This is a genomic window from Undibacterium sp. Ji42W (assembly GCF_049340405.1).
Classification (GTDB): domain Bacteria; phylum Pseudomonadota; class Gammaproteobacteria; order Burkholderiales; family Burkholderiaceae_D; genus Undibacterium.
The window spans coordinates 25,062-51,996 of record NZ_JBMPOV010000022.1; the positions used below are offsets into that span (position 1 = coordinate 25,062).

23 protein-coding genes are annotated in these 26,935 nt (G+C 49.9%); 20 read left to right on the forward strand and 3 right to left on the reverse strand.

The window, feature by feature from the left end; translation table 11 throughout:
- The first annotated feature begins 78 nt into the window (after positions 1-78).
- The 6 genes from ACO0LG_RS28740 to ACO0LG_RS28765 all read left to right on the forward strand — a co-directional run bounded on the left by ACO0LG_RS28740 (position 79) and on the right by ACO0LG_RS28765 (position 6,562).
- On the forward strand, positions 79-777 hold the full coding sequence (locus tag ACO0LG_RS28740; RefSeq protein ID WP_423031901.1) for a c-type cytochrome: 699 nt from the start codon (positions 79-81) through the stop codon (positions 775-777).
- A 234-nt stretch (positions 778-1,011) separates the two neighbouring features.
- The gene (locus ACO0LG_RS28745) at positions 1,012-3,162 is read left to right on the forward strand and encodes a cytochrome c biogenesis protein ResB (protein WP_423031903.1); all 2,151 of its coding nucleotides are present in this window, start codon (positions 1,012-1,014) and stop codon (positions 3,160-3,162) included.
- An 86-nt stretch (positions 3,163-3,248) separates the two neighbouring features.
- Positions 3,249-4,397, forward strand: coding sequence for a c-type cytochrome biogenesis protein CcsB (gene ccsB, locus ACO0LG_RS28750; RefSeq protein ID WP_423031905.1), 1,149 nt, complete (start codon positions 3,249-3,251; stop codon positions 4,395-4,397).
- Between the two features lie 110 nt (positions 4,398-4,507).
- Positions 4,508-5,488, forward strand: a complete 981-nt coding sequence (gene msrP, locus ACO0LG_RS28755; protein WP_423031907.1) for a protein-methionine-sulfoxide reductase catalytic subunit MsrP — start codon at positions 4,508-4,510, stop codon at positions 5,486-5,488.
- 13 nt (positions 5,489-5,501) lie between these two features.
- Entirely contained in the window at positions 5,502-6,128 is a 627-nt protein-coding gene (locus tag ACO0LG_RS28760) for a sulfite oxidase heme-binding subunit YedZ (RefSeq protein WP_423031909.1), read from the forward strand.
- 176 nt (positions 6,129-6,304) lie between these two features.
- Positions 6,305-6,562, forward strand: a complete 258-nt coding sequence (locus tag ACO0LG_RS28765; RefSeq protein WP_423031911.1) for a hypothetical protein — start codon at positions 6,305-6,307, stop codon at positions 6,560-6,562.
- A gap of 39 nt (positions 6,563-6,601) precedes the next feature.
- On the opposite strand, the gene lptM is transcribed toward ACO0LG_RS28765, so the two are convergent.
- The gene (gene lptM / locus ACO0LG_RS28770; RefSeq protein WP_423031913.1) at positions 6,602-6,727 is read right to left on the reverse strand and encodes an LPS translocon maturation chaperone LptM; all 126 of its coding nucleotides are present in this window, start codon (positions 6,725-6,727) and stop codon (positions 6,602-6,604) included.
- Positions 6,728-6,789: 62 nt separating this feature from the next.
- On the opposite strand from lptM, the gene cyaY reads away from it, so the two are divergent.
- Complete coding sequence (gene cyaY, locus ACO0LG_RS28775) at positions 6,790-7,101, forward strand: iron donor protein CyaY (protein WP_423031915.1); 312 nt, start codon at positions 6,790-6,792, stop codon at positions 7,099-7,101.
- A gap of 14 nt (positions 7,102-7,115) precedes the next feature.
- Here the strand turns inward: cyaY and ACO0LG_RS28780 are convergent, their stop codons facing one another.
- Positions 7,116-9,278: a penicillin-binding protein 1A gene (locus tag ACO0LG_RS28780; protein ID WP_423031917.1), complete on the reverse strand. Its 2,163-nt coding sequence runs from the start codon at positions 9,276-9,278 to the stop codon at positions 7,116-7,118.
- 464 nt (positions 9,279-9,742) lie between these two features.
- On the opposite strand from ACO0LG_RS28780, the gene ACO0LG_RS28785 reads away from it, so the two are divergent.
- The 13 genes from ACO0LG_RS28785 to ACO0LG_RS28845 all read left to right on the forward strand — a co-directional run bounded on the left by ACO0LG_RS28785 (position 9,743) and on the right by ACO0LG_RS28845 (position 26,449).
- A complete protein-coding gene (locus ACO0LG_RS28785; protein WP_423031919.1) occupies positions 9,743-10,822 on the forward strand; it encodes a pilus assembly protein PilM in 1,080 nt (359 codons plus the stop codon).
- Entirely contained in the window at positions 10,822-11,505 is a 684-nt protein-coding gene (locus ACO0LG_RS28790; RefSeq protein ID WP_423031921.1) for a PilN domain-containing protein, read from the forward strand. The genes ACO0LG_RS28785 and ACO0LG_RS28790 overlap by 1 nt, the downstream gene beginning before the upstream one ends.
- Before the next feature lie 37 nt (positions 11,506-11,542).
- Positions 11,543-12,196, forward strand: coding sequence for a type 4a pilus biogenesis protein PilO (locus ACO0LG_RS28795; protein ID WP_423031923.1), 654 nt, complete (start codon positions 11,543-11,545; stop codon positions 12,194-12,196).
- On the forward strand, positions 12,193-12,732 hold the full coding sequence (locus ACO0LG_RS28800) for a pilus assembly protein PilP (RefSeq protein WP_423031925.1): 540 nt from the start codon (positions 12,193-12,195) through the stop codon (positions 12,730-12,732). The genes ACO0LG_RS28795 and ACO0LG_RS28800 overlap by 4 nt, the downstream gene beginning before the upstream one ends.
- Entirely contained in the window at positions 12,729-14,879 is a 2,151-nt protein-coding gene (gene pilQ / locus ACO0LG_RS28805) for a type IV pilus secretin PilQ (protein ID WP_423031927.1), read from the forward strand. Before ACO0LG_RS28800 ends, pilQ begins: the two co-directional genes overlap by 4 nt.
- A gap of 77 nt (positions 14,880-14,956) precedes the next feature.
- Positions 14,957-17,329, forward strand: coding sequence for a beta strand repeat-containing protein (locus ACO0LG_RS28810; RefSeq protein ID WP_423031929.1), 2,373 nt, complete (start codon positions 14,957-14,959; stop codon positions 17,327-17,329).
- A 146-nt stretch (positions 17,330-17,475) separates the two neighbouring features.
- Positions 17,476-19,119: a bifunctional shikimate kinase/3-dehydroquinate synthase AroKB gene (aroKB, locus tag ACO0LG_RS28815; RefSeq protein WP_423031944.1), complete on the forward strand. Its 1,644-nt coding sequence runs from the start codon at positions 17,476-17,478 to the stop codon at positions 19,117-19,119.
- 5 nt (positions 19,120-19,124) lie between these two features.
- Positions 19,125-20,273 (forward strand): deoxyguanosinetriphosphate triphosphohydrolase, encoded by a 1,149-nt coding sequence (locus ACO0LG_RS28820; RefSeq protein ID WP_423031931.1) that lies wholly within the window; start codon positions 19,125-19,127, stop codon positions 20,271-20,273.
- Positions 20,274-20,425: 152 nt separating this feature from the next.
- Positions 20,426-21,118: a DUF4197 domain-containing protein gene (locus ACO0LG_RS28825; protein ID WP_423031933.1), complete on the forward strand. Its 693-nt coding sequence runs from the start codon at positions 20,426-20,428 to the stop codon at positions 21,116-21,118.
- A 435-nt stretch (positions 21,119-21,553) separates the two neighbouring features.
- The gene (locus tag ACO0LG_RS28830; RefSeq protein WP_423031935.1) at positions 21,554-22,711 is read left to right on the forward strand and encodes an ABC transporter substrate-binding protein; all 1,158 of its coding nucleotides are present in this window, start codon (positions 21,554-21,556) and stop codon (positions 22,709-22,711) included.
- A 158-nt stretch (positions 22,712-22,869) separates the two neighbouring features.
- Entirely contained in the window at positions 22,870-23,760 is an 891-nt protein-coding gene (locus tag ACO0LG_RS28835; RefSeq protein ID WP_423031937.1) for a branched-chain amino acid ABC transporter permease, read from the forward strand.
- Positions 23,761-23,769: 9 nt separating this feature from the next.
- A complete protein-coding gene (locus ACO0LG_RS28840; protein ID WP_423031939.1) occupies positions 23,770-25,710 on the forward strand; it encodes an ABC transporter permease subunit in 1,941 nt (646 codons plus the stop codon).
- Between the two features lie 10 nt (positions 25,711-25,720).
- Positions 25,721-26,449, forward strand: a complete 729-nt coding sequence (locus tag ACO0LG_RS28845) for an ABC transporter ATP-binding protein (protein ID WP_162039592.1) — start codon at positions 25,721-25,723, stop codon at positions 26,447-26,449.
- Between the two features lie 256 nt (positions 26,450-26,705).
- Here ACO0LG_RS28845 and ACO0LG_RS28850 read toward each other — a convergent pair.
- Positions 26,706-26,935 (reverse strand): hypothetical protein (locus ACO0LG_RS28850; RefSeq protein WP_423031942.1); only part of this gene is annotated, 230 nt, incomplete at its 5' end.

Genomic DNA, 26,935 nt, shown 5'->3' on the forward strand with positions numbered 1-26,935 from the left:
AGTGCCTTTTACGTATCAACTCGCTGCAATACGTCGCCATTAGGGCAGATTTCTATTATTTAGTCTCAGGGTGTTTGAATGAACCGTGCTTTTTTATCGTTGTCCAAGTCCATCAGCGTCGCAATCCTGGCGGTATCGTCTTTTGCCTCTTCGGTCCATGCTAATGAAGTAGCCAAGCCAGCCAAGGCTGATCCAGTCAAAGGTGAAGCACTGTATAGCAATGGCGATGCCACCCGCGGCATTACTGCATGCGTATCCTGCCACGGTGCAGCCGGTAATTCCACCATTGCTGCCAATCCTAAACTGTCTGCCCAGCATGAGGCTTATCTGGTCAAGCAACTGACCGATTTTACTGGTGATACACGCAAAAATGCCATCATGACCACCTTTGCCAAGGCCATGACTGCAGATGACATGAAAAACGTTGCAGCTTATTTGTCAGCACAAAAATCTAAACCAGGTACAGCAAAAAACAAAGATATCGTTGAACTGGGCAAGCAAATCTATCGTGGTGGTATCGCTGAGAAAAACGTTCCTGCCTGTGCTGGCTGTCATAGCCCGAATGGTGCTGGTATTCCTGCACAATTCCCACGCATTGCAGGCCAACATCAGGACTACACGATTGCCCAGCTGACAGGTTTCCAGAATGGTTCCCGCAAGGATGGCGCAAAAATCACCGGTGCCCGTCAAAACAGTGCGCAGATGATGACGATAGCCAAGAAAATGTCTGAAGACGAAATGAAGGCTGTTGCAGACTACGTTGCTGGTCTGAAGTAATATATCAAGTAAAGTATTCGAGGAGGGGGTGGCAATAGCCATCCCCTTTTTTCATGATGGATGTCTGTGTAGGGCCATTACATGTAATGAGCCAGGTTTTTATGAAGCGTGTACTATTCGTTGCGCCCGGATATTGATATAAAACACGTCCTGGCAAGGATGTTTCTTTTAACATCTGCAGCAATCATTTTGCGCAAGCATCATCTGTCATATCCCAAGTAATAAGCAGAGAGTATGGAAAACAAGATAGAAGGCGATCAGCCTGCAGATACTGGCGGCATACAGCTGCAAACCCGGCGCGCCTGGCTGGCAGACGCAGTGGAGTTGCTGTCTTCCATGCGTTTTGCCATCAGCTTGTTGACACTGATCGCGATTGCCTCGGTCATAGGGACGGTGCTCGTGCAAAATGACCCCATGCCTAACTATGTGAACAAGTTTGGCCCGTTCTGGTTTGAGATTTACAGCAAACTCAGTCTGTATGCAGTGTATTCCGCCTGGTGGTTCTTGCTCATCATGACTTTCCTGGTTATCTCGACTTCATTGTGCTTAGTACGCAATGCACCGAAGATGATCAAGGATATGCGGAGCTGGCGCGATAATGTACGTGAACAATCCTTGCGTAATTTCCATCATCGTTCCGAGTGGCAAAGCAGCAATGGCCGGGGTAAAGTGACTGAGCAGATATTGGCCCATCTGGCGCGTGTCGGTTATCGTTTCAAATTGGTTGAAAAAGAAGGCGCAACCCTGATCGCCGCCAAGCAGGGCGCGGCCAATAAATGGGGTTATATCTTTGCCCACAGTGCCATAGTCATCATCTGCATAGGTGGTTTGCTCGACTCCGAATTGCCAATACGCTTTCAGAAATGGTTCATGGGCAAGGTTGCCTATGACGGTGCTGGCCTCATTTCCAAGATACCTGAACAACACCGGTTGTCCCTGGCCAATCCCACTTTCCGTGGCAATGCCATGATCCCGGAGGGTGCCAGTAGCAGCACAGCCATTTTGCCGCAAGCGGACGGCGTCCTGATTCAAGACTTGCCTTTCACCATCAAGGTGAAAAAATTTACGATCGACTTTTATTCCAAGGGCATGCCCAAGCTGTACTCCAGTGATGTGGAAGTGATTGATCACGAGACTGGCAAGACTTTTTCTGCGCTCATCAAGGTCAATGAACCTTTGAATTACAAGGGAATTGCCATTTATCAATCGAGCTTTGAAGATGGCGGTACCCGTTTAAAGATCAAGTCATATCCTATGCTGGGGCCGGATACCACCACCCAGGAAATGAGCGGAATCATGAAGGAAAGTACCCCTCTTGCCCTGGGGAATGATAATGACTTTACGATAGAGTGGTCAGACTTCCGGCCGTTCAATGTTGAAAACATGGTAGCTAACGGCGGTGATGCTAATCCAGCCAAGACAGCTAATCCCGACCAGAGCCTGAATGAAAAAATCATGGCCAAGCTCGACAAGCATCTGGGATCGGCTGCAAAGAATGCAGATAGCAAAGACTTTAAAAACGTCGGGCCCAGTGTGCAATACAAATTGCGCGACAAGACTGGTCAGGCGAGGGAGTTCCATAACTACATGCAGCCCATCCTGATTGATGGCGACTATATGATACTGTCGGGCACGCGTGACGCTCCAAATGAGGCTTTCCGCTACCTGCGTATACCTGCAGACGATGAAGACAGTATCAGGGAGTGGATGCGTTTGCGCGCGGCGGTACAAAACCCTGAACTGCGTGCCTTGGCCGCCACACGCTTTGCTGAGCACGCGATGAAGTTAAACCAGGGAGGCGATGCAGACAGAAAGGCCGTATGGGCAACTTCGTCCAAGATCAGTCTGGAAGTTTTTGCGGGTGACGGAAATTCATCTGGATTTTCTGCCATTTCCAAAAAGCTGGAAAAAGCCCCTCAGGCTGAACAGGCCAAGCTTGCTGCAAACCTGATCAGCATCTTGAACAGCAGTATGTGGGAGTTATGGATGGTTGCCCGCGAAAAAGATGGATTGCCTGTGCTGGCACATGACGAAAAGCATGACCGCTTCCTGCAACTGGCGATAGGCTCAATTTCTGATGCGGGATTTTACGGAGCACCAGTTTATTTGCAACTTACGGGCTTTGAGGAGGTCAAGGCAACTGTCTTGCAAATCACCCGTTCGCCCGGTAAAAATATCGTGTATTTGGGTAGCCTGCTTCTCGTGCTTGGTGTGTTTTCCATGTTCTATATCCGCGAGCGCCGCCTTTGGGTCTGGGTCAGGGATGCGGGGGCGGGTGCGCATACTCTCATGGCCCTGAGTTCGCAAAGAAAAACGCTGGACTTTGAAAAAGAATTTGAACAGTTGAAATTGCATTTACATCAACTGACTAGCCAGACTGGCTAATAGATGCAAGTCTGGAAACCACGAAACGCAGCTTAATCGACTACACTATGAAGCATAGGGCCTGGTGGCCTGGCATCTGGGGAAATATGATGGAAATCACGCAGCATTACACACCCTATCAGGGATTCTTTAAGCGCCTGTCGATCGCTGACTGGCTGTATGCTGTGGCTTTGTGCATGGCATCCTTGTTTGCTCTGAACCGTTTTGGCGCCTACATGGATGTCTATGAAAAAGGCATAGTCGTCCTCGCTGCCCCCACCTTTGCCTGGCTGGGCTGGCACTGGAAGCCGATACGTATGCTGCTGGTGATACTGGCGGCCTTGAGCCTGCTGGCGATACAGATGTATGGTGGCTCGCTGGACATGGCGAACAAGAAGTTCTTCCTGAAATACCTGCTGTCGAGCCAGTCTGCCATTTTGTGGATGAGCGTGCTGTTTGTGCTTTCCACCCTGTTTTACTGGGGCGGCCTGATCGCGCGTTCTGATTTTGGTGCTTCTGTCGGTTCGGTTCTGTGCTGGTCTGCTGTCGTCATGGGTTTTACCGGCATGCTGGTGCGCTGGTATGAGTCTTATCTGATCGGTGTGGATGTCGGCCATATCCCTGTATCCAACCTGTATGAAGTGTTTATCCTGTTTGCCATGATTACGGCATTGTTCTATTTGTACTACGAGCAGCAATACCGTACCCGCCAGCTGGGACCTTTCGTGATGTTGGTGATTACCGCCGCAGTTGCCTTTTTGCTGTGGTATATGTTCAGCCGTGAAGCTGCAGAGATTCAACCTTTGTTGCCAGCCTTGCAAAGCTGGTGGATGAAGATACATGTGCCAGCCAATTTTATCGGTTACGGCACATTCTCCCTGGCTGCGATGGTGTCGATTGCCTATTTGCTCAAGTCCAAAGGCTATCTGGTTGATCGCCTGCCAACGCTGGAAGTGCTCGATGATGTCATGTACAAGGCGATTGCCGTCGGCTTTGCCTTCTTTACGATTGCGACTATCCTTGGTGCCTTGTGGGCTGCCGATGCCTGGGGTGGCTACTGGTCATGGGACCCGAAAGAAACCTGGGCGCTGATCGTCTGGCTTAACTATGCCGCCTGGCTGCATATGCGCCTCATGAAAGGTCTGCGCGGTCAGGTTGCTGCCTGGTGGGCTTTGGTAGGTTTGTTGGTGACTACCTTCGCTTTCCTGGGCGTGAACATGTTCTTGTCAGGCCTGCATTCTTACGGCAAGCTATAAATATATCCCTTCATTTGTAAGGATTGGCAGGAAACTCCGACTCATGAGAAACTAGGGCGTAATAGCGATGTCTAATCGCTGTTGCGCCATACTCAACCACGGAGTCCACCATGCTGATCAAACGTAGTCCTAATGGCATAGACTTGCCTTTCTCTTCTGAAATCACCCCGCGCGCCGTGTTTGAGGCGCGTCGTGATTTTATCCGCAAGATGGCGCTGGGTTCCATTGCTGGTACAGCCTTGTTTGAAATGGCCAACCGCAGTGCTTTTGCCCAGAACCCTGGCGCGCAAAAACTGGCCGCAAATCCGAATTCTGCCTATGCGCTGATGGAAAAGCATACCGCCTACAAGGACGCAACCACCTACAATAATTTCTATGAGTTCGGGACCGACAAGGCCGACCCGGCAGTGACTGCTCACACACTCAAGCCGCGCCCCTGGTCTGTCAGCATAGAAGGCGAAGTCAAGAAGCCCATGACGCTGGACCTGGACAGCCTGATGAAACTGGCGCCAATGGAAGAACGTATTTATCGCCTGCGCTGTGTTGAAGGCTGGTCCATGGTGATACCTTGGGCAGGTTATTCGCTCTCCAACCTGATCAAAAAAGTTGAACCTACAGGTAATGCCAAATACATAGAATTCGTCACACTTGATGACAAGAAGCAAATGCCAGGCTTGCGTAGCCCTGTGCTGCAATGGCCTTATGTAGAAGGTTTGCGCATGGACGAGGCAAATCATCCGCTGGCATTACTGGCCTTTGGCATGTATGGCGAAGTCTTGCCCAATCAGAATGGTGCACCGGTACGCATGGTCTTGCCATGGAAGTATGGTTTTAAATCTGCCAAATCCATCGTCAAGATACGCTTCGTCAAGGAGCAGCCACGCACAGCCTGGAACCTGGCGGCAGCCAATGAATATGGTTTCTATTCGAATGTGAACCCTGACGTTGATCACCCGCGCTGGTCGCAGGCGACTGAGCGCCGTATCGGTGAAGATGGTCTGTTTGCCCGCAAGCGCAAAACCCTGATGTTCAATGGTTATAGCGAAGTGGCATCACTCTATACAGGCATGGACTTGAAGAAGTTTTTCTAGGATAGACGCACTCATGTTGCTCACCAATAAGCAGGTTTCCCAGTTCAAGATAGTCTTGTTTATCCTGGCATTGTTGCCGTTTATCCGGCTGGTCAGTTTTGTATTCCTGGATAAGCTGGGAGCGAACCCGGTTGAATTCATCACCCGTAATACAGGTGACTGGACCCTGTATTTCCTGTGCATGACGTTGGCCGTGACACCGCTGCGCAAGCTGTTGCACATGCCGTGGCTACTGCGTTGCCGTCGCATGCTGGGCGTCTATGCCTTCTTTTATGCTTTCCTGCATTTCATGACTTTCCTCTGGTTTGACCATTTCTTTGATATGGCAGAAATGTGGAAGGATGTCATCAAGCGCCCCTTTATCACCGTTGGTTTCATTGCCTTTGTCTTGCTGATCCCCTTGGCTGCGACCAGTACCAATGGCATGATCAAACGCCTGGGCGGCAAGCGCTGGCAGTGGCTGCATCGTTTGATCTATTTGATCGTCCCGCTTGGGGTGCTGCATTACTTCTGGATGAAGGCGGGCAAGCATGATTTTTCCCAACCGGTATTGTTTGGCATCCTCGTTGCTGCTTTGCTCATGATACGTTTGTGGTGGCGCTGGTCTGACCGCGCTTCAGTTGTTGCCACCAAGCCTTGAGATTTAGCCGCAATTTAAGTTGCCATGTTGCGGGCGCTTATTGATCCTGTTTTGCAGCGCATATTTCTTCGCGGCAAAATCGCGTTTTTGAAGAATGCGGGCAGAGACCCTTTCATGCGTGTAAAACATGGACGACTATTTACCGAAAAAGAAAAAGGCTGCTTCGCTAACACAGCGTGTCGCAATTAGCATCCTTTATCTGTTTGGCTGGCGATTACGCCGGAAGGACACCTAGCAAGAAGCCTTATTGGCGCAGTGGCTTTTATCATATTGCTACCACGGCAAATGTGCCGCTAGGTTGTGTCTATTTTGATTTTGCCAAACGTGAAGTCTCGCTGGTTGACTATCTGGCCGTGACAGGTGACCGTGCACGGGATATGGCGTGTATCACAGCTCTTTACCAAGGGGCAAGGCTGCCATCCTGCGCAGGCTGACGCCATTGCTTTATGCCTGGAGGCGTCAGCGGGAAATACTCAGGGTTGAGGTGCTGTGCTGGCAGGTGTTGCCGGAGCAGGCTTGGCTGGCATGACCAACGGGCCCTTCTGGCCGCAAGCCGTCAATAAAGACATGATGAAAAATAGGCTAATCAGTTTACGCATCTTGTATTCCCTGAACACCGTATAGAATGGCGTTTTTACATGTAAAGACGCTGGAGTGTAGCATGACTGAATCTGAATTCCTGGTACTGGCAGACACTTGCTTGCAGCAAGTCGAGGAATTATTTGAGCAAGCCTTTGAAAACGATGAGTACGATGTTGAGTGCAGCCGTAGCGGCAATGTGCTGACAGTGGAATTTATCGATACCAACTCAAAAATCATCGTCAACAGCCAGGCACCAATGCAGGAGATGTGGGTGGCGGCACGCAGCGGTGGTTTCCACTATAAATACGATGGCCAGCACTGGCTCAATACCCGTGATGGCTCAGAATTGTTTGCAACCTTGTCCCGCGTGGCGCAAGAACAAGGTCACTGAACAGCGCTTTATAACTACTCTTCTATGATACTCATCGGTGGTGCCAGGGTAGTCACGCCAGCTCCTGGCGGGTTTTCAGCGTAATAATAATCGCCGTCAGCAGCAATAATGCCTTTTGGCACTGGCCTTTCTTCTATCGGGAATTCTTTCAGGATTTTTTGCATATAGCCTATCCAGATAGGCAGGGCCAGGCCACCACCAGTTTCCTTATTGCCCAAGTTTCTTGGCTGGTCAAAACCTATCCACGCAATGCCGACGACTTTGGATTGATAACCGGCAAACCAGGCATCAAAAGAATCATTGGTGGTGCCTGTCTTGCCGGCAATATCCGGACGCTTCAAGATCAATGCCTTGGTTGCCGTACCCATTTTGACAACGTCGCGCATCATGCTGTCCATCAGGAAGGCATTGCGTTCATCAATGACGCGATTGGCTTCATTGCCCGCCATGTCAGGTTTGGTCTGCACCAATACCTGGCCATAGCTGTCGGTAATCTTGGAAATCAGGTAAGGGTTAACCTTGTAGCCACCATTTGCAAACACAGCATAGGCGCCAGCCATTTGCAAAGGAGTGACAGCGCCAGCACCCAGTGCCAGTGTCAGGTAAGGCGGGTTCTTTTCCGGCAAAAAGCCAAAGCGGCTAGTATATTCCTGCCCATATTTCGCCCCTATCTTGTGCAGGATGCGGATGGAAATCATGTTCTTGGATTTGGTCAGGCCACGGCGCATGGTCATCGGGCCTTCATACTTGCCATCATAATTCTTGGGTTCCCAAGCCTGGCCACCCGTTTGTCCTGCATCAAAGCTGATCGGCTCATCATTGATGATGGTGGATGGCGAGAGGCCTTTTTCCAGCGATGCCGAATAAATAAAGGGCTTGAAACTGGAACCAGGCTGGCGCCATGCCTGGGTCACATGGTTGAATTTATTCAGGTTGTAGTCAAAACCACCGACCAGGGCGCGGATCGCTCCATCGGTGGTATTCGCCGCAACAAAGGCCGATTGCACCTCAGGCATCTGAGTAATGCTCCAGCTCTTGCCTTCCAGTACCACACGTATTACGGCACCGCGCTGTATACGCTTGTTAGCCGGTGTTTTGGGCGACAGGCCGCTGGCGGCGAAAGTGAGGCCGGTATCTTCTATGCGGATTTCTTCTCCTGATGACAGCACTGCCCGTACCAGTTTAGGTGCGGCTTCCAGCACCATGGCGACTTGCAAATCATCGCTGTCGGTATGTTCAGCCAGTTCCTTCTCTATGGCGTCTTCGGCGGCTTCCTTGCCTTCTGGTATGGTGATGATGGCTTCCGGTCCCCGATAGCCATGACGTTTTTCGTAATCCATGACACCACGGCGTAAAGACAGGTAGGCCGTATCCTGGTCTGTCTTGGTGATGGTGGTGTAAACATTCAGGCCACGGGTGTAGGTTTCTTCCTTGAATTGCTCGTACACCAGTTGACGCGCCATTTCTGCAACATATTCGGCATGGATACCAAATTCATTGCTATTGGTTTTGGTGATCAGTTCTTCATTCTTGGCTTGTTCGTATTGCGCTTCGGTGATGTAGCCAAGATTGCGCATTCGTTGCAAGATGTATTGCTGCCTGACAGTCGCGCGTTTTGGGTTGGCGACCGGATTGTAGGCAGATGGTGCTTTTGGCAAGCCAGCCAGCATGGCCGCTTCGGCAATGCTGACGTCTTTCAGGTCTTTGCCGAAATAGATTTGTGCGGCGGAAGAAAATCCATAAGCGCGCTGTCCCAGATAAATCTGATTCATATAGATTTCCAGAATCTGATCTTTGCTCAGATTTTGTTCTATCTTCCAGGCCAGCAGGATTTCATAAATCTTGCGCTTGAAGGTTTGCTCGCTGGATAAAAAGAAATTCCTCGCAACCTGCTGGGTAATAGTAGATGCACCCTGTTTGGCACCGCCAGTCAGATTATGTATTGTTGCCCTTGTAATACCCTGGTAATCAACCCCACCATGCTCGTAGAAACGGTCATCCTCAATGGCCAGCACGGCTTTTTTCATGATCTCCGGGATATCTTTGAAGCGCACGACATTGCGTCGCTCTTCACCAAATTCAGCAATGAGCATATTGTCAGCCGAGAAAACCCGCAGCGGCATTTTGGGTTTATAGCTGGTAATGGAATCCAGTTCGGGCAGATTTGGATAAGCCATTGTAAGTGCAAAACCAATAATTAATACTCCTGCTACAACTAATCCGAATAAAACACCCGCAGTTCCGAGTACAATGCGGGCGAAAAGCTTTCCAGCACTGCGCTTTTGTGGCTCAGGTTGATTGTCGGGTTCTTTATTTTGCTCTGACATAGGGGCTAATTGTAAATAAGGCAGCGCACATTATAGCTGTCTTCGGTGAGCATTAGACTGTCAGCAGATAAGCGGATTTGTAAGCAAATTTTCAGAATATTCGGAATGTACGTGGATATTTGGCAACGCATAAGGGTAGTGCTGCGCGGAAATTGCTTTACCAATGCCAGTCTTATTGCTAGGATTTCATGTAAGCTTGGATAATTGTCTTGTAAATAGCGGTTTTTAAAGGCAATTTACTTTTGGCAATATAATGTTTCGCACATGTAATTTTGTGTAAATTGAAATGATGATGTAATCGTGAGGGGATATTCTTGGCTTTAGATCTGGCTTCGTTGCTCGGCAGAAAAAATCCGCCACTATTTGGTCTGGATATCAGTTCTCTCGATATCAAGCTTGTTGAACTTTCGGAAGGAAGCAACAAGTCGTATCGACTTGAGCGCTATGCCTCAGAACCACTGCCCAAAGGCGCGGTGCTGGATGGCAATATCGAGAATATTGAACAAGTGACCGAGGCAGTCCGCAAACTCGTGAAGAAAAGCGGAACCTCGGCAAAAAACGTAGCAATGGCAATGCCGGCATCTGCCGTCATTACAAAAAAAATTATACTCGCCGGTACCCTGACTGAACAGGCACTTGAAGTGCAGGTAGAGTCAGAGGCAAGTCAGTACATACCTTTCTCCATGGATGAAGTCAGCCTGGATTTCTGTGTGCTGGGGCCGGCGGCCAATGCGGAAGAAGATATAGAAGTGATGCTCGCTGCGTCCAGAAAAGAAAAAATTGAAGATCGCGTAGCCATCATACAGGCAGCGGGGTTGCAAGCCAAAGTCATGGATATTGAATCCTATGCTGCGCGTGCTGCCGTTTCACGTCTGGTTGATCAGCAGGCAAATGCTGGCAAGGATCAGATTTACGCAATATTCCAGATAGGGTCCAAACGTACATATATCTTCATCATGCTTAATGGCGAAGTCATTTATGAGCGTGAGCAGCAGTTTGGCGGTGCCCAGCTGACTCAGGATATCGTCAGGAATTATGGCTTGTCCATAGAAGAAGCAGAGCAGAAAAAGAAAAATGGTGATCTGCCTGATACCTATGAAATGGAATTGCTGGAACCTTTCCTGGAAAGTGCTGCGTTGGAAGTGACGCGTGCCATACAGTTCTTCTTCACTTCCACACCTTTTACACGGGTAGATCAGATTTACCTGTCTGGTGGTTGTGCGGTGATACCAGGCCTGGTCGATATTATTGCTGAACGTACCAAGATTTCTACAGCAGTGGTCAGCCCGTTCAAGGGTATGGAACTGGGGTCGGGGGTCAATGAAAAAGCTTTACGCAATGATGCGCCGGCTTACATGGTTGCTTGCGGATTGGCGTTACGGAGATTTGGCTGATGATCAAGATTAATCTCCTGCCGCACAGGGAAGAAAAACGCAAGCAGCTCAAAAGCGATTTTTATGGTCTGTTGTTGTTGGCCGCAATAGCTGGTGCCCTTGTGGTGGTTGCCGTGAGTGCTTACTTTGGGCGTGAACTGTCAATTCAAAGTGATAAAAATGATTTTATCAAGAAAGAGATTGCCCAGCTTGATGATCGCATCAAAGAAATCGCTACGCTAAGGCAGGAAATTGACGGGTTGAAAGCCCGCCAGCAAGCTGTTGAGGATTTGCAGGGAGATCGTAATCAGCCTGTATATTTGCTTGATGAATTGGTCAAGTTGACACCTGAAGGGGTTTACCTCAAGCAATTGAATCAGGATGGTCAGAAGGTTACTCTGGCTGGTTATGCGCAATCTCAGGACCGAGTCGCTGAATTTATCCGTAACCTGGGCAATAAATCCGATTGGATGTTCAAGCCAGAGCTGAATGACATTCACTCAACCGGTTTGGGGCAAGGCAGGGATGCAAAGAAAGTATTTGAGTTTAAGGTGAATGCAGGTATCAAGCGTCCGCGTGAGAGAGAAGAGGCAGCTTCGCAAGCCGCTGCTTCGGCCGCTGCCGCTACTGCTACACCTGGTTCTGTTGCTGCTGCTGCACCAGCGCCTGCTTCGTCAGCCGTCGATGCAGCCAAAAAACCTTAGTGTATGATTATTTATGCAATGCAACGGAAGATTGTAAATGGCGATTAATCTGAATGAAGTTGGCCAGTCTATAAGTGCCCAATTTCAAGGCTTGAATGGACTGCACCCTGGCTTGTGGCCAGTTGCACCCCGCATGGCGTCTGCTTTAGGTGTCTTGATTGTGGTGGTCGCACTGGGCTGGTATTTCCAATGGGATAGCCAGATGACGGCCATAGAAACGGGCCAGGCTGAAGAGGTCAAGCTCCGGGGCGAATACAAACAAAAACTGCAACAGGCGATTAACCTGGATGCCTTGAAAGAACAACGCAAGCTGGTGCAACAATATGTTGCTACCATGGAGAGACAATTGCCTAGCCAGGCAGAGATGGCAGCGTTGCTGGCCGATATTAATCAGGCAGGTCAGGGGCGTGGATTGGCTTTTGACTCCTTTGTGCCCGGCTTGCCAGCAGTCAAAGATTATTATGCGGAACTGCCGATTGCCATCAAAATTCAGGGCAATTATCACGACCTCGGACAATTCGTTGCTGATATCGCGAAATTGCCAAGGATTGTCACCCTGAACAATCTGAACATTACCCGTACTACCGATGGCAATCTGACGCTTGACGTTACAGCAAAGACATTCCGTTATTTGAATAGGGACGAAGTTCTCGATCAGGCTGAGAAGAAGAAGAAGGAGCCTAAAAAATGAAGAACATCGTCATTAAGCCGACGCTTTGTTTGTTCCTGGCGCTTTCCTTATCTGCTTGCGGTGATAGTCAGGAAACTGAATTACGCGCCTGGATGGCTACAGAGAAAACTCAGGCGAAAGCAGTTATTCCCAAGCTTAGCCCCCCTAAGGTTTATGTTCCATTTGCGTATAGCGGAAAAGAGAGTATCGAGCCCTTTGACCCCGCCAAACTGCTTGCTGTGCTGGCACGCCTGAAAGCGGAATCAAGCAATGGCCTCAAACCTGACCTGGCCAGACCAAGGGAGGCGTTAGAGTCGTTTCCTATGGATAGTCTGAAGATGGTGGGCACGATAGAAAAAAACAAGCTGGTTTATGCCCTCGTACAAGTAGACAAGACTGTGTATCAAGCCAAACTGGGATCCTACCTGGGTCAGAATTTTGGAATGATTACAAAAATTTCGGAGAGTGAAATCGAAATCAAGGAAACGGTTCAGGATGCGGCGGGTGATTGGACAGAGCGGCAATCCAAGTTAGAGTTGCAGGAGGCAAAGAAATGAATGCGTTGATAAATACAAGTATAAGGGGCGCCAAATTGGTTAAATTTATTTTATTTGCGCTGCTAGGTTTTTGCAGTGCTGCTTTTGCGCAGACGAACTCGATAGAGTCACTGACAGCCAATCAGCAGGGTGCAAACATTATCGTCAAGATCACCTTGAAAAAGCCATTGGAAAAACTTCCCTTGGGTTTTGCTATTGCCAATCCATCCAGGATTGCCATCGATTTTGCAGATGTTAGTAATAACACCGGTAAAACTACGTTCGATATGAACATGGGCGATTTGCGTGTGATTAACCTGATTGAGGCGACCGGGCGTTCGCGCCTGATTTTCAATCTCAACAAGTCACTTAATTATGCAACTGCGATTGACGGTAATTCGCTGATTGTGACGATTGATGCTTCTGGTGGTGTTGCGACCGCGGTTAATTCCCTGGGATTGCCAGTCAATGTGCAGCCAGCGGTAGTTGGAAAACGCGCCTTGCGTGATATCGATTTCCGTCGTGGTTCGGCAGGTGAGGGTCGTGTCGTTATTGATTTGCCGGTGGATCAAGTTGCCGTCGATATACGTCAGCAAGGGCAAAAAATCATCGTTGATTTCCTCAAGGTCAGCTTGCCAGAATCCCTGCGCCGTCGCCTTGACGTTGCAGACTATGGCTCGCCAGTGCAACTGATTACAACGACCCCAAATGGTGAAAATGTCCGTATGGTCATTGAGCCGACCGGATTGTGGGAGCATAGTGCTTATCAAAGCGACACCCAATTTGTCGTCGAAGTCAAACCGATCAAAGAAGATCCGAACAAGCTGACGCAAGGTACACAAGGCTACCGTGGTGAACGCTTGTCTTTCAACTTCCAGAATATTGAAATACGTGCCATTTTACAAATCATTGCAGAAGTCAGCAGCCTTAATATTATTGCTAGCGATACAGTCAACGGCACGATTACCTTGCGTCTGAAGGACGTGCCTTGGGATCAGGCACTCGACATCATCATGCAATCCAAGGGATTGGATATGCGCAAGAATGGTTCTGTCATCTGGATTGCGCCAAAAGAAGAGTTGCTGACCAAAGAAAAACTTGAACTTGAGCAAAAAGCGCAAATCGCAGAGTTGGAGCCAGTAAAAACTGAATCCTTCCAACTCAACTATCAAAAAGCAGAAGCTTTCAAACAGGTTTTTGGTGTGGATGGCGGCAGTACCAACCGTATTCTGTCCAAGCGGGGTAGTGCAGTCATTGAGCCACGTACCAATCAATTGTTTGTGACTGATATTCCTTCCAAACTGGAAGAGGTGCGCAAGTTGATTGCCAAAACCGATATCGCTTCAAGGCAGGTATTGATAGAAGCGCGTATTGTCGAAGCCGATGATAAATTCAGCAAGAATCTTGGAGCTAAACTGGGTTTTATTGACATGCGGGGCTTCGCAGGCGGAAATGCTGGCTATCAGGTCGCTGGAAATCAGCGAGTGGCGCTGACTGGTAACTACCTTGGTGTCGGTGAGCAAACTCTGCAAGCAAAAGTGACTGATCAAAGTTTTATTCCGAACACGCAATTTGTTAGCTTGCCTGCGGCAGGTATTAATGGCCTGAATCCGGGTAGTTTGGCTGTCAGTTTGTTCTCCTCTGCTGCCAACCGTTTCCTGAATCTGGAATTGTCAGCTCTGGAAGCTGATGGTAAGGGTAAAATAGTGTCAAGTCCTCGCGTTGTGACTGCCGACCAATTGAAAGCATCGATAGAACAAGGTACAGAGTTGCCATATCAGGTTGCTACTTCAAGTGGTGCGACCTCCATCTTCTTCCGTAAAGCCACTTTGCGACTGGAAGTGACGCCACAAATTACGCCTGATGGAAATGTCATCCTGGATGTTGACGTCCATAAAGATAGTGTTGGACAGGAAACCAGGGCGGGGTTTGCGATTGATACCAAAGAGGTGAAAACCATCGTTCTGGTAGAAAATGGCGGCACTGTTGTACTGGGTGGTATCTTCCAGCAAACCGAGCGTGATAGTGTGACAAAAGTACCGTTCTTTGGCGATCTTCCATTGTTTGGCAATTTGTTTAAAACCACTGGCCGCACTAATGACAAAACTGAATTGCTGATTTTTATTACTCCCAAGATTGTTGCTGAGAAGTTTAGCAACAAACAATAAAGAGTTCTGGGCTTGAGATGTGTGTCATAGAATGGCTACCGATTTTCTGAATTCGTAAAAAATATAGGTGTTTCATGATGAAGTATATACGCGGTTTATTCGCACTGATCTTACTGATAGGCCTCACGGCCTGTGGCGGTGGCGGAGGTTCTGCTGGTAATACCAGTAACGGTGCCAAGTTGTTTACAACTGCTGCTGACAAAATTACGGTAGCGCCAGGTGCGACCCAAACCTTCACCATAGGTGGGGGTGTTCCAGGCTACTCCGCAAACAGTAGTAATGGTGCTGCTATCGTCACAGTTTCTGACAAGACCTTGACCATCAAAGGCGGTGGTGGTGGTTCGGCAACCGTGACGGTAAAAGATTCGTCGGGTGCTTCTGTTTCAATCGAAGTGACTATTGGTAGTGGTCTGACACTGTTTACTAATGCACCAGATGCGGTGACAGTAGGTGTCGGTGCACAATCGGCTGAATATACGATAGGTGGTGGTAGCCTTACATATACAGTTGGCTCCAGCAATAATCAGATCGCAGACGTCGTTGTCTCGGGTAACCGTTTCATTATAGTTGGCGTTAGCGGTGGTAAGGCCACGGTGAGTGTACGTGACTCCATCGGTGGGCTGGTAACAATCCAGGTTACCGTCGGTTCGGTGGATGCACTGTTTTCTACCTCTGGCACTGATATCAATGTGGGTGTTGGTTCGGCTGTAACCTACGTAGTTGGTGGCGGTAATGGTCCATATAGCGTGGGAAGCAGCAATGTTGCCGTTGCAACTGCCAATATCTCGGGCACAAAATTGACTGTTACTGGCGTGGGTGTTGGTACCGCGAATGTAATTCTTCGTGATGCAACATCTGGTAATGTCACAATCAAGGTGACAGTAGGGTCAACGGCAGATTTGTTCACTTCTGCGCCAGCTATCCTGACTGTTGGTATAGGGACATCCAGCCCGACATTCACTATTGGTGGCGGTAGTCAGATCTACACAGTTACGAGTGGAAACACCCAGATTGCTGGCGTAGGTATCAATGGAAATAAATTTACTATCAATGGTGTTTCTGCGGGTAAAACGACAGTCATAGTGAAAGATAGTCTGGGTGCCAATGTGTCAATAGACGTTACTATTGGTTCTGGTGCTGCGTTCTATACGACTGCGCCTACCGATATTACTTTGGCTGTCAATGGTAGTGGCACTTATGTCATGGGTGGCGGTAGCGCTCCTTACACGGCAACGAGTAGTAATACCTCCGTTGTTACAGCGTCGGCTTCGGGAAATAATTTGATATTGACTGGCGTTGGATCAGGTAAGGCTGTCGTTATATTGCGTGATGCGGCAGGTGCAACACTCCCAATCAATGTCACTTTGGGTTCGGGTAATGTGAACGCCATTTTCACAACCGCACCTAGTGCAGTGACGATCGCTGTTGGTTCTAGTCCTGCTTATCAAATTGGTGGTGGTTCTGCACCGTATTCGATCAGCAGCAGCAATCCTGCGATTGCAACAGCTACTCTTAACGGTACTAATTTCACCATTACTGGTGTTGCAACCGGTTCTGCCAATATCATCGTAAAAGATGCGGCAGGGAACCCTGTCACGATTGCTGTCAGCGTTGGTACAGGTGCGACTGTAGCCTTGTTTAGTACTGCACCTACGACGATTTCTCTGGCACCCGGTGCTGCACCGGTCTATGCCGTAGGTGGTGGTACAGCACCTTACTTCGCGACTAGTAGTGACACTCGTGTTGCGACTGTCGTAGTTTCTGGCAGCACGATGACAATTACGGCTGTTGCCGCAGGTACTGCGACAGTCAGACTGGTTGATAGCGTTGGCGCTCCCATTAGTGTTGCAGTTACGGTTGTTACTGGTCAAAATGCGAACTTGTCAGTGTTGCCGATCTCCATTACTGGCAATGTGGGAGATACAGTTGCTATCACAATTTCTGGTGGTAGTGCACCTTATACAACAACCTCAACCAACCCAACAAATGTGGCGGTTGTCAGTGGTGCAACGCTGAATAGCGCCGGAACAGTCACTGTTGCTTTGCTCAATGTCGGACGCACCACTAATCTTACAGTGGCAGATGCGCAAGGTACTGTTTTCACAGTGCCAGTGGTTGTCAACGCAGTGTCTGCCGCTCTGGGTGTCAATCCTGTAGACTGGAGCATCAATGAAACCAACAACGGTGTCATCGCATTGACCATCTCTGGCGGTACTATTCCTTTCCAGGTATTTACTAACAACACGCTGTTGAGTAGTGTTGCTGGTACAAATCCTGATCCTTTGAACCCGCTCTCGTTTAATGGCCGTACCATAAATGTAGGCCTGGGTACACAGGGTACACGTTGTGTGGCTGCTGACACTCCGGTTATTATTACCGTCAAAGACAGTAATAATGCAACTGTTACCAGCACCATGAGGATACTGAATCTGACCACTGGTGGCTGTTAATATCTGGTAAGAGCAAGAAACACTGATAAACTTAGTTTATTTGCTTCGAACCGGAAATACTCTCCTGGGCTGTAAAGTCTGGGGGAGGTCAGCAAAAGTAACAAGCCAGGTAAACAGTTTTGAAGAATATTTTTCTCGTAGGCCTGATGGGCTCCGGCAAAACCACGGTTGGCCGGGCCCTGGCAAAAAAACTCAATAAACGTTTTATTGATACTGATCACGAAATTGAGGCACGTACTGGTGTCTCGATTCCCGTGATTTTTGAGATTGAAGGCGAGGCTAGTTTTCGACAGCGGGAGGCGGATGTGATCCGTGACCTGACTAGGCAAGAAAATATAGTCCTGGCTACAGGTGGTGGTGCCGTGTTGAATGCAGAGAGTCGTCAATATCTGCATGAACGCGGCATTGTCATTTATTTGCGGGCAGGTATACACAGCATTCTGCAGCGTACCCGTCACGACAAGAACCGTCCTCTTTTGCGCACTGCAGACCCGCGCAAGAAACTTGAAGAGCTGGAATCCCAGCGAGCTCCCCTCTACCAGGAAGTTGCCCACATCAGCATTGAGACCGGCAGGCCCAATGTACAATTTTTGGTGCAAACCGTCCTGGATAAATTAGCGCAGGAAAAATTGTTCGACATTCCTGACGCTCTACTTAGCAATAGCAAAACAACTATGTCAGCAGAAAGCACCGCCAGCAGTAGTACTACCACGCTCCTGAACGTGGATCTGGGTGAACGCAGCTATCCCATCGCCATAGGTACTTCCCTGTTATCCGATAGCCAGTTCCTGCAGTCGAAAATCAAGGGCAAGAAAACTGTCATCGTCACCAATACCGTTGTTGCTCCGCTTTATCTTGCCACGCTGGAAGCCTCTCTGCGCGCCGCTGGTAAGGAAGTATTGTCCGTGGTATTGCCTGATGGTGAAGAGCAAAAGAACTGGGCCAGCCTGATGCTGATTTTTGATGCCCTGCTTGAGCATAAATGCGATAGAAAGACCACTTTGCTGGCACTCGGCGGTGGTGTCATCGGTGATATGACAGGCTTTGCCGCCTCTGCTTATATGCGCGGCGTGCCTTTCGTGCAGATTCCCACTACCTTGCTGTCCCAGGTTGATTCATCCGTTGGTGGCAAGACTGGCATCAACCACCCGCTGGGCAAGAACATGATAGGCGCGTTTTACCAGCCCGAGGCCGTGATAGCAGACATCGGCAGCCTGCAAAGCCTGCCTGATAATGAACTCTCCGCTGGCCTCGCCGAAGTCATCAAGCATGGTGCGATCATCGATCCTGTGTTTTTCGACTGGATAGAAACCAATATGGACGCCCTGCGTGCCAAAGACCCCAAGGCACTGACGCATGCGATTTTACGCTCCTGCGAAATCAAGGCCGATATCGTCCGTCAGGACGAGCGTGAGGGCGGCTTGCGTGCCATCCTGAATTTTGGCCACACCTTTGGCCACGCCATAGAATCTGGCCTGGGCTATGGCAAATGGCTGCATGGCGAAGCAGTAGGCTGTGGCATGGTCATGGCCGCGGATTTATCTTGCCGCCTGGGTTATATCGATTACGTGACCAAGACTCGTATCAAGCAAGTGGTGGAAGCGGCAGGTTTGCCAGCCGTAGCGCCTGATCTTGGTGACGACCGCTGGCTGGAGTTGATGGAAGTCGACAAGAAAAATGAAGGCGGCAAAATCAAATTCATCTTGTTAAAACCCCTGGGGCAAGCGCACATCACCACCGTACCCAAAGAGATTTTGCTACAAACCCTGCGTAGCTGCATTACTCATTAAGGCCTATGTTCACTGACGCCCACCTCGCTCCTTATGCTGCACAATCTGCCAGTTCGCGAGGGCGGCGTTACACTGAAGAGTCCTCTTCCTCGCGCAGCGAATACCAGCGCGACCGTGACCGCATTATCCACAGTACCGCTTTTCGCCGCCTCGAATACAAGACTCAGGTCTTCGTTAATCATGAAGGTGACCTGTTCCGCAACCGCCTCACGCATAGCCTGGAAGTCGCCCAGATAGGCCGCTCAATCGCCCGCAACCTTCGCCTGAATGAAGATCTGGTAGAAGCAATTTCACTGGCACATGATCTCGGGCACACGCCTTTTGGTCACGCAGGTCAGGATGCCCTGAATGCTTGCATGAAGCCTTTTGGCGGCTTTGAACATAATCTGCAAAGCCTGCGTGTGGTCGATGAGCTGGAAGAGCGCTATGGTGCTTTTGATGGCCTTAACCTGACGTATGAAACCCGCGAAGGCATACTCAAACATTGTTCCCTCACGAATGCCAGATTATTGGGTGACGTAGGGCAACGTTTCATCGATAAAAAACGTCCGGCGCTGGAAGCGCAAGTCACCAACCTGGCAGACTCCATCGCCTACAGTAATCATGATATTGATGACGGCTTGCGCTCTGGCCTGTTAGTTGAGTCACAGATGCTTGAAGTGGACATTTATGCGCGTCACCGTGCAATTGTCGATGCAGCTTATCCCGGCATCAGTGGCCGCCGTGGCATCGCCGAGACCATACGCCGCATGATCAACACCCTCATCGTCGATTTGATTGAGACATCGGCACAGAAAATCCAGGATTGTCAGCCGCGCTCAGTCGATGACGTCCGCAATATGGAAAGAATGATCGCTTTCTCAGACAGCATGTACCAGGAAGCGCAAACCCTGAAGCAGTTTTTGTTTGAAAACCTGTACCGCCATTACCAGGTCAACCGTATGACCTTCAAGGCCAGGCGTACCATCACCGGGTTATTTGATGCCCTGCATGCTCAGCCCAACCTGCTGCCGCCAGATTATCAGGTAAGCCAGGCAGGCAGCGAAGAGCAACAGCAATTGCAAGTCAGAAAAATTGCCGACTATATCGCCGGCATGACAGACCGCTATGCCATGCGTGAACACAAACGCTTATACATGGTGGATGAAATTTAGCGACCAGAGAAAACTGGCTTTGCAGTCATCTCCAGTTGTCGGACATTTCTCTCCCTGTGTTGTCTTTACATAATTTGTAGTTTTAAACTCTGGATATAGACTGTACTTTGTATAGAATACCAAGTCTTTACCAGGAGGAAACCGTGCCGTCCATGCCAACTATATTTGCCCGCCTGCTGCTTGCCAGCAGCTTTGTTATCGCCACTACAGCAGCCCACGCCATGTCGTTCGCTGATCTCAGCAACCAGGACGCCAGTACAGGCTTGAAGGCTGCGCTGGACAAGGGTTCATCCGCAGCCGTCAGCAAGCTGGGTGTCGATGGTGGCTTCCTGAATAATGACAAGGTCAAGATACAACTCCCATCCATCCTTGAAAAAGCCCGCCCTATCCTGCAAATGACAGGCAAGGGCCAGCAGCTTGATGAACTGGTTGTCTCCATGAACCGCGCCGCAGAATCTGCCGTGCCCATGGCTAAACCTTTGCTCGTGAATGCCGTCAAATCCATGAGCCTGACTGACGCCAAAAATATCCTGACTGGCGGTGAAACTTCCGTTACGGATTTCTTCAGGGAAAAAACTTCCACGTCTTTAAGTGAAAAATTTTTGCCTATGGTCAAAGGCGTGACTGACAAGGCTGGCTTGTCGGCCAAATACAATGCCGTCATGGGCCAGGCACAAAAGTTTGGTGCAGTCGCCAAACAAGAAGCAACGGTTGAGGGCTATGTGACCCAAAAAGCCATGGATGCCTTGTTCCTCATGATTGCTGAAGAAGAAAAAGCCATACGTCAGGACCCGCTCGGTGCTGGCAGCAAGGCTATCAGCAAGGTATTCAGTTTATTGAAATAAGCTTCAGATTCATCTCAATGCAGCGTGACAAGACAGCAGATAGGTCTTGTCCCCCAAATAAAACCACGAGCCGCAGATACGCAGTATCCCGCTCCGATGAAAATGTTGCGGCTTTTTTGCAGCACTCCATTCTCAGGAAGAAATTTTTTAATGCAGGTAACATGAAAATCTTTCATCGAAAGCTTGAAAGAGTTTCTTTCTGTAACAAACGCATGCACCATTTTGCAGCATGCGGCATGCAATTATCTGCTCAAAGCCTTACTGCATAAGGCTTTGCTCCTTCTGTACTCCCGGCATTACTACTGACTACGCATTTTTGCGTAGTATTACTTAAGTAGAACGAAGCATGAGATTTTTCTCATTTCCTGTTAATTTATATGTGTAATTCATAAATTCAGTTTTTGAAGTACCTATATAAAAAATCAGGAGACAAACATGTCATACAAAGTCAAAGCCCTCGTCGCGTCTATTGTTCTGGGTCTGGCTGCTGCAAGCAATGCAGCAGAACCTATCAAAATAGGTGTTGCCGGCCCTTTCACTGGTGGTTCAGCCCCTATGGGTGTATCCATGCGTGATGGCGTCAAGCTCGCCGTCAGTGAAATCAATGCCAAAGGCGGGGTGCTGGGCAGACAATTGCAATTGGTAGAACGCGATGATGAAGCCAAAAATGAACGCGGTGTGCAGGTCGCCCAAGAGCTCATCAACAAAGAAAAAGTGGTTGCTACAGTCGGTTATATCAATACCGGTGTGGCACTGGCATCGCAGCGGTTTTATCAGGAAGCCAAAATCCCTGTCATCAACAATGTGGCGACAGGCAGTGTGATCACCAAGCAGTTCGTGGGACCTGAACACAAAGATAATTACATCTTCCGCACGGCGGCCAATGATGTCATCCAGTCTGCGATGATCGTTGACGAAGCCGTGGTCAAGAACAAATTCACCAAGGTCGCCATCCTGGCTGACTCAACCAACTATGGTCAACTGGGTCGTGAAGATCTGGAAAAAACCCTGGGTGCCAAAGGCATCAAGCCAGTCGCCGTAGAAAAATTCAATATCAAGGATGTCGACATGACAGCCCAGTTGTTGAAAGCCAAGCAGGGCGGCGCACAAGCCGTGCTGACTTATGGCATTGGCCCTGAGCTGGCACAAATCGCCAACGGTATGGAAAAACTGGGCTGGAAAGTACCTATCATCGGTAGCTGGACTTTGTCCATGGGTAACTTCCTCGACAACGCCGGCAAAAACGGTGATGGCGCGACCATGCCGCAAACTTTCATTCAAGACCCAAACACACCAAAACGCAAAGCCTTCATCGAAGCCTATCAAAAGGCCTACAAGGTTGACCGTATGCCTTCCGCCGTGTCTGCCGCCCAGGGATATGACTCCATCTACCTGCTGGCTGCAGCGATCAAGCAAGCTGGCGGTACTGACGGTGTCAAAGTACGCGAAGCACTGGAAAACCTGACTGAAAAAGTGGAAGGCGTGATCACCACCTACAACAAGCCTTACACGCATGACGATCATGAAGCCATCAAGCCTGGCATGCCTGTCATGGGCGAAGCCAAAGGCGGCCACATCGTCCAGGGTAAATAAAGACACGGCGCTGCCTCAGCGCCTGGATTAGCCCTCAGCCCGGTCACCTGCACAGAGTATTGTGCAATATGACTGGGCTGTTATTCAGATAGACAGCTTCAAGCCGATCCAGCATGGTGTGGATGGTCCTGGCAGGCTGCACTCCTTGGGTGAACAACATGGAAATTTTACTTCAGCTCGTCTTCAGTGGCATAGCCCTGGGGATGATTTATGCTGTCATCGCATTTGGCTATCAGCTCACATTTGCGACTTCAGGCACCTTGAACTTTGGCCAGGGTGAAGCCCTGATGCTGGGTGCCCTGGTCGGTCTCAGCGTGGTCGGCAATGTACATGGCGGCCCGTATATGAACTATTGGTTGATGATACCGATAGTCCTGATCTTTGGCGGCCTGCAAGGCATGGTCGTTGAATGGATAGGTGTGCGCCCGGCCATCAAGATCAAATCAGAATTTGGCTGGATCATGTCCACGATTGCACTTGCCATCATTTTCAAGAATGTCGCAGAAAATATCTGGGGCAAGGATGATCTCACCTTTCCGTCCCCCTTGTCTGCCGCACCTTTCCAAGTGTTTGGCGCCAACGTGCAGGCCATGCAGGTCGTGGTCGTCATCGGTGCCCTGGCAATGATGCTGGCGGTTGAGTTCTTTAACCGCAAATCCATTTACGGCAAAGCCGTCGTCGCCACATCGAATGACAGGGATGCCGCTGGCCTCATGGGTATCAATACCAGCATGGTTATCACTTTCTCTTATGCGCTGTCATCTGCTACCGCCGCCTTCGCAGGTGTGCTGGTGGCACCTCTGACACTGACCGGTGCCACCATGGGCTCAGCGCTCGGTTTAAAAGCCTTTGCCGTAGCAATTATCGGTGGCCTGACTTCTGGTGTGGGTGCGATCGTCGGCGGCCTGATTTTGGGCATTGCCGAAACTCTGACCGGCTTCTACATCTCTACCGGCTACAAGGAAGTACCGGGCCTGGTCCTGTTGCTGCTGGTGCTGGCCGTCAAACCTGCCGGTTTGTTTGGCAAAGCTGTCATCAAGAAAGTGTGAGGCGCAAGTATGAATAAGCAGACTCTCGCTCTTTCCATCCTCGGTCTAGGCGCTTTGGCGCTGACACCCGTGGTAATGCATAACCCTTATTACCTGCATCTGGCAGAGACCATACTGATCTACGCCATCCTCCTGTTTGGTCTGGACATCGTGGTTGGTTACACTGGTCAGGTGTCACTCGGTCATGCCGGTTTGTTTGGCATAGGCTCGTATACAACGGGCGTGCTGGTGTTCAAGCTGGGCATGTCGGTGTTTGTCGCCATCCCTTGCAGTATCGCCGTTACGGCTGTATTTGGTGCCTTGCTGGCCCTGCCTGCCTTGCGTGTGACCGGGCCTTACCTGGCCATGGTGACACTGGCCTTTGGTACCATCATCCAGATACTCATCAATGAAATGAGTTTCCTGACTGAAGGGCCAATGGGTATCAAGCTCACCAAGCCTGTCATCTTTGGGCAAAAGCTGGGTGAGGTTGGTTTCTTCTATCTGGTTGCCATTATGCTGGTGCTGGCACTGATTGTGGTTCACCGCATCTTGCGCTCTCATTATGGCCGTGCCTTCCAGGCCTTGCGTGACAGCCCAATCGCTTCTGACTGCATGGGTGTTTCTGTCTACAAGTACAAAGTCATTGCCTTCGTCATCAGCGCCGCACTGGCTGGCCTTGCAGGCAGCCTGTATGCCTATTCGGAAGAATATATTTCACCGAATACCTACAACTTTGAACTGACCATCATGTTCCTGCTGGCAGTCATCATGGGTGGGCGCAAAACCCGTACCGGTTCATTACTGGGGGCCTTGATTGTCGTGATGTTGCCATCACTGCTGGCCGACATCGAATTGTTCCGCAAGATTGCAACCGTCGCTGCAGTCATCGCCGTGCTCGCTGGTGGTGCGGCTATCGCCAAGCAACGCAAAACAGTCAGGGAACTCATCGTACCTGTCGGTGCGACTGTGGCCATGGCCTTGTTCTCCTACAAACTGGAAAACATCACTGACTGGCGTCTGACCATCTTTGGTCTGATGACCTTGTTCGTGGTGTACTACCTGCAGGATGGCATCGTCGGCTTCGTCAACAGCTTGCTGGGCAAGGGACAGCAGCATCTGGTCGTCAATGTAGAAAGCGCAGAGACCAATGCCGGTAACGCCATTGTCAACGCCAGCGATACCCGCGTCGGTGTGTTGCTGACTGGCCGGAAAATCCTCATGCAATTCGGTGGCTTGAAAGCGCTGAACCAGGTCGATCTGCAAATCAACAAAGGCACGGTACATGGTTTGATCGGCCCCAACGGTTCAGGCAAGAGCACGATGATGAATGTGCTGACCGGTATTTACCAGCCTACCGATGGCGTCGTGGAGTTTGGCGGCAAAGTCATCTCTGGCAGCACGCCTTCTGCCATTGCCCTGGGTGGTGTGGCACGTACTTTCCAGAACGTGCAATTGTTTGGCGAGATGACGGCGACAGAAAACATCCTGGTGGGCTTGCACAGCACGTTCCGCAGTAATGTGGTCGATGCCATGCTGCACACGCCACGCTATCTGCGCGAAGAGCGGCTGGCAAGAGCGCGTGCTGCCAGCATCCTGCAATTCGTCGGCCTGGCTGACCTGGCCAATGAAGAGGCGCGCAATCTGCCCTACGGCAAACAACGCCTGCTCGAAATTGGCCGGGCATTGGGTCTCAATCCGCAGCTGTTGCTGCTCGATGAACCTGCTGCTGGTTTAACTGCGCCTGACATCAAGGACCTGATCGCCATCATCCGCAAGATACGGGAACATGGCATCACCATCATCCTCATTGAACATCATATGGATGTGGTCATGTCGATTTGCGATACCGTGACTGTGCTGGATTTTGGCCAGAAAATCGCAGAGGGCAAACCTGCAGCAGTGCAGGCCGACCCTAAAGTGATTGAAGCCTATCTCGGTGGCAGCGTCGCTGAAACCGCAGCCGCCTGAGGAGAGAGCAATGTTAACTATATCAAATTTGCATGCGGCATACGGCAAGGTCGAAGTCTTGCATGGTATTTCCATGGAAGTGCCCAAGGGTAAAGTTGTCACGCTGATTGGTTCCAACGGTGCCGGCAAGACCACCACCATGCGCGCCATCTCTGGTATGTTGAAACCCAAAGAAGGTACGGTGACACTGGCCGGTAAAGATGTCACCGGCCTCGATTCACACAAGATCGCCAGGGCAGGATTGGCCCATTCGCCAGAAGGCCGGCGTGTGTTTGCCACCATGTCAGTGACCGATAATCTTTTGCTCGGTGCCTTCCCGCGTTTCACCCGCAGCCGCCCGCGTGGCGACATAGAAAGTGATCTGCAAAAAGCCATGGAATTGTTCCCGCGCTTGAAGGAGCGCAAGAACCAACTGGCGGGTACCTTGTCTGGCGGTGAGCAGCAAATGCTGGCGATGGCGAGAGCGGTCATGCTCAATCCTGACGTGGTCTTGCTGGATGAACCCTCCATGGGACTGGCACCTATCCTGGTCGATGAAGTCTTCCGCATCATCGTACGCCTGAAAGAGCAGGGCACGACCATGCTGCTGGTGGAGCAGTTTGCGGCTGCTGCTCTGGCCGTGGCGGACTATGGTTATGTGCTGGAAAATGGCAGGATATCGGTACATGGTCCGGCGGCCAGTTTGCAGAATGATCCGGCGGTGAAAGCGGCTTATCTGGGTGGTGGTGCGCAGCATTAAACCTGATTCAACGTCTTTATAAATGCAATTATGGAAATGGGGAGCTCGCTCCCCATTTCTTATTTTTTTGTCGCAATGTGTTGAAGGGATTAAGGTACATACAAGCTGCGTTGTCTTCAATGCCAGCACAATTTTATTGACGTCATTCCTGCGTGTTTTTGGCAGGAATCCAGCGGCGTTCGTTGCCTGCTGTTAGGTATATTAATTTCAAATTCGTAGTGCTTTACGCATCTGTTTTCAAATACGTTACACGTCATTAACGATTGCCGGTCGGGACTAGTCCGACAGCTACATACCTTTCTTGCGTCGCCAAGAAAGGTATGCCAAAGAAGGCGACCCAGGCATAGCCGCTCCCTAAAGGCTGATCATTACCCACATCTTTCCTGACAAATTCACATTTGACAGAAATTTCTTGTAAACAGACGATAGTGATGTTAACTTTTGACTCGTGAAAATAATTAAAATCCCTGAATGGACATTGACGAA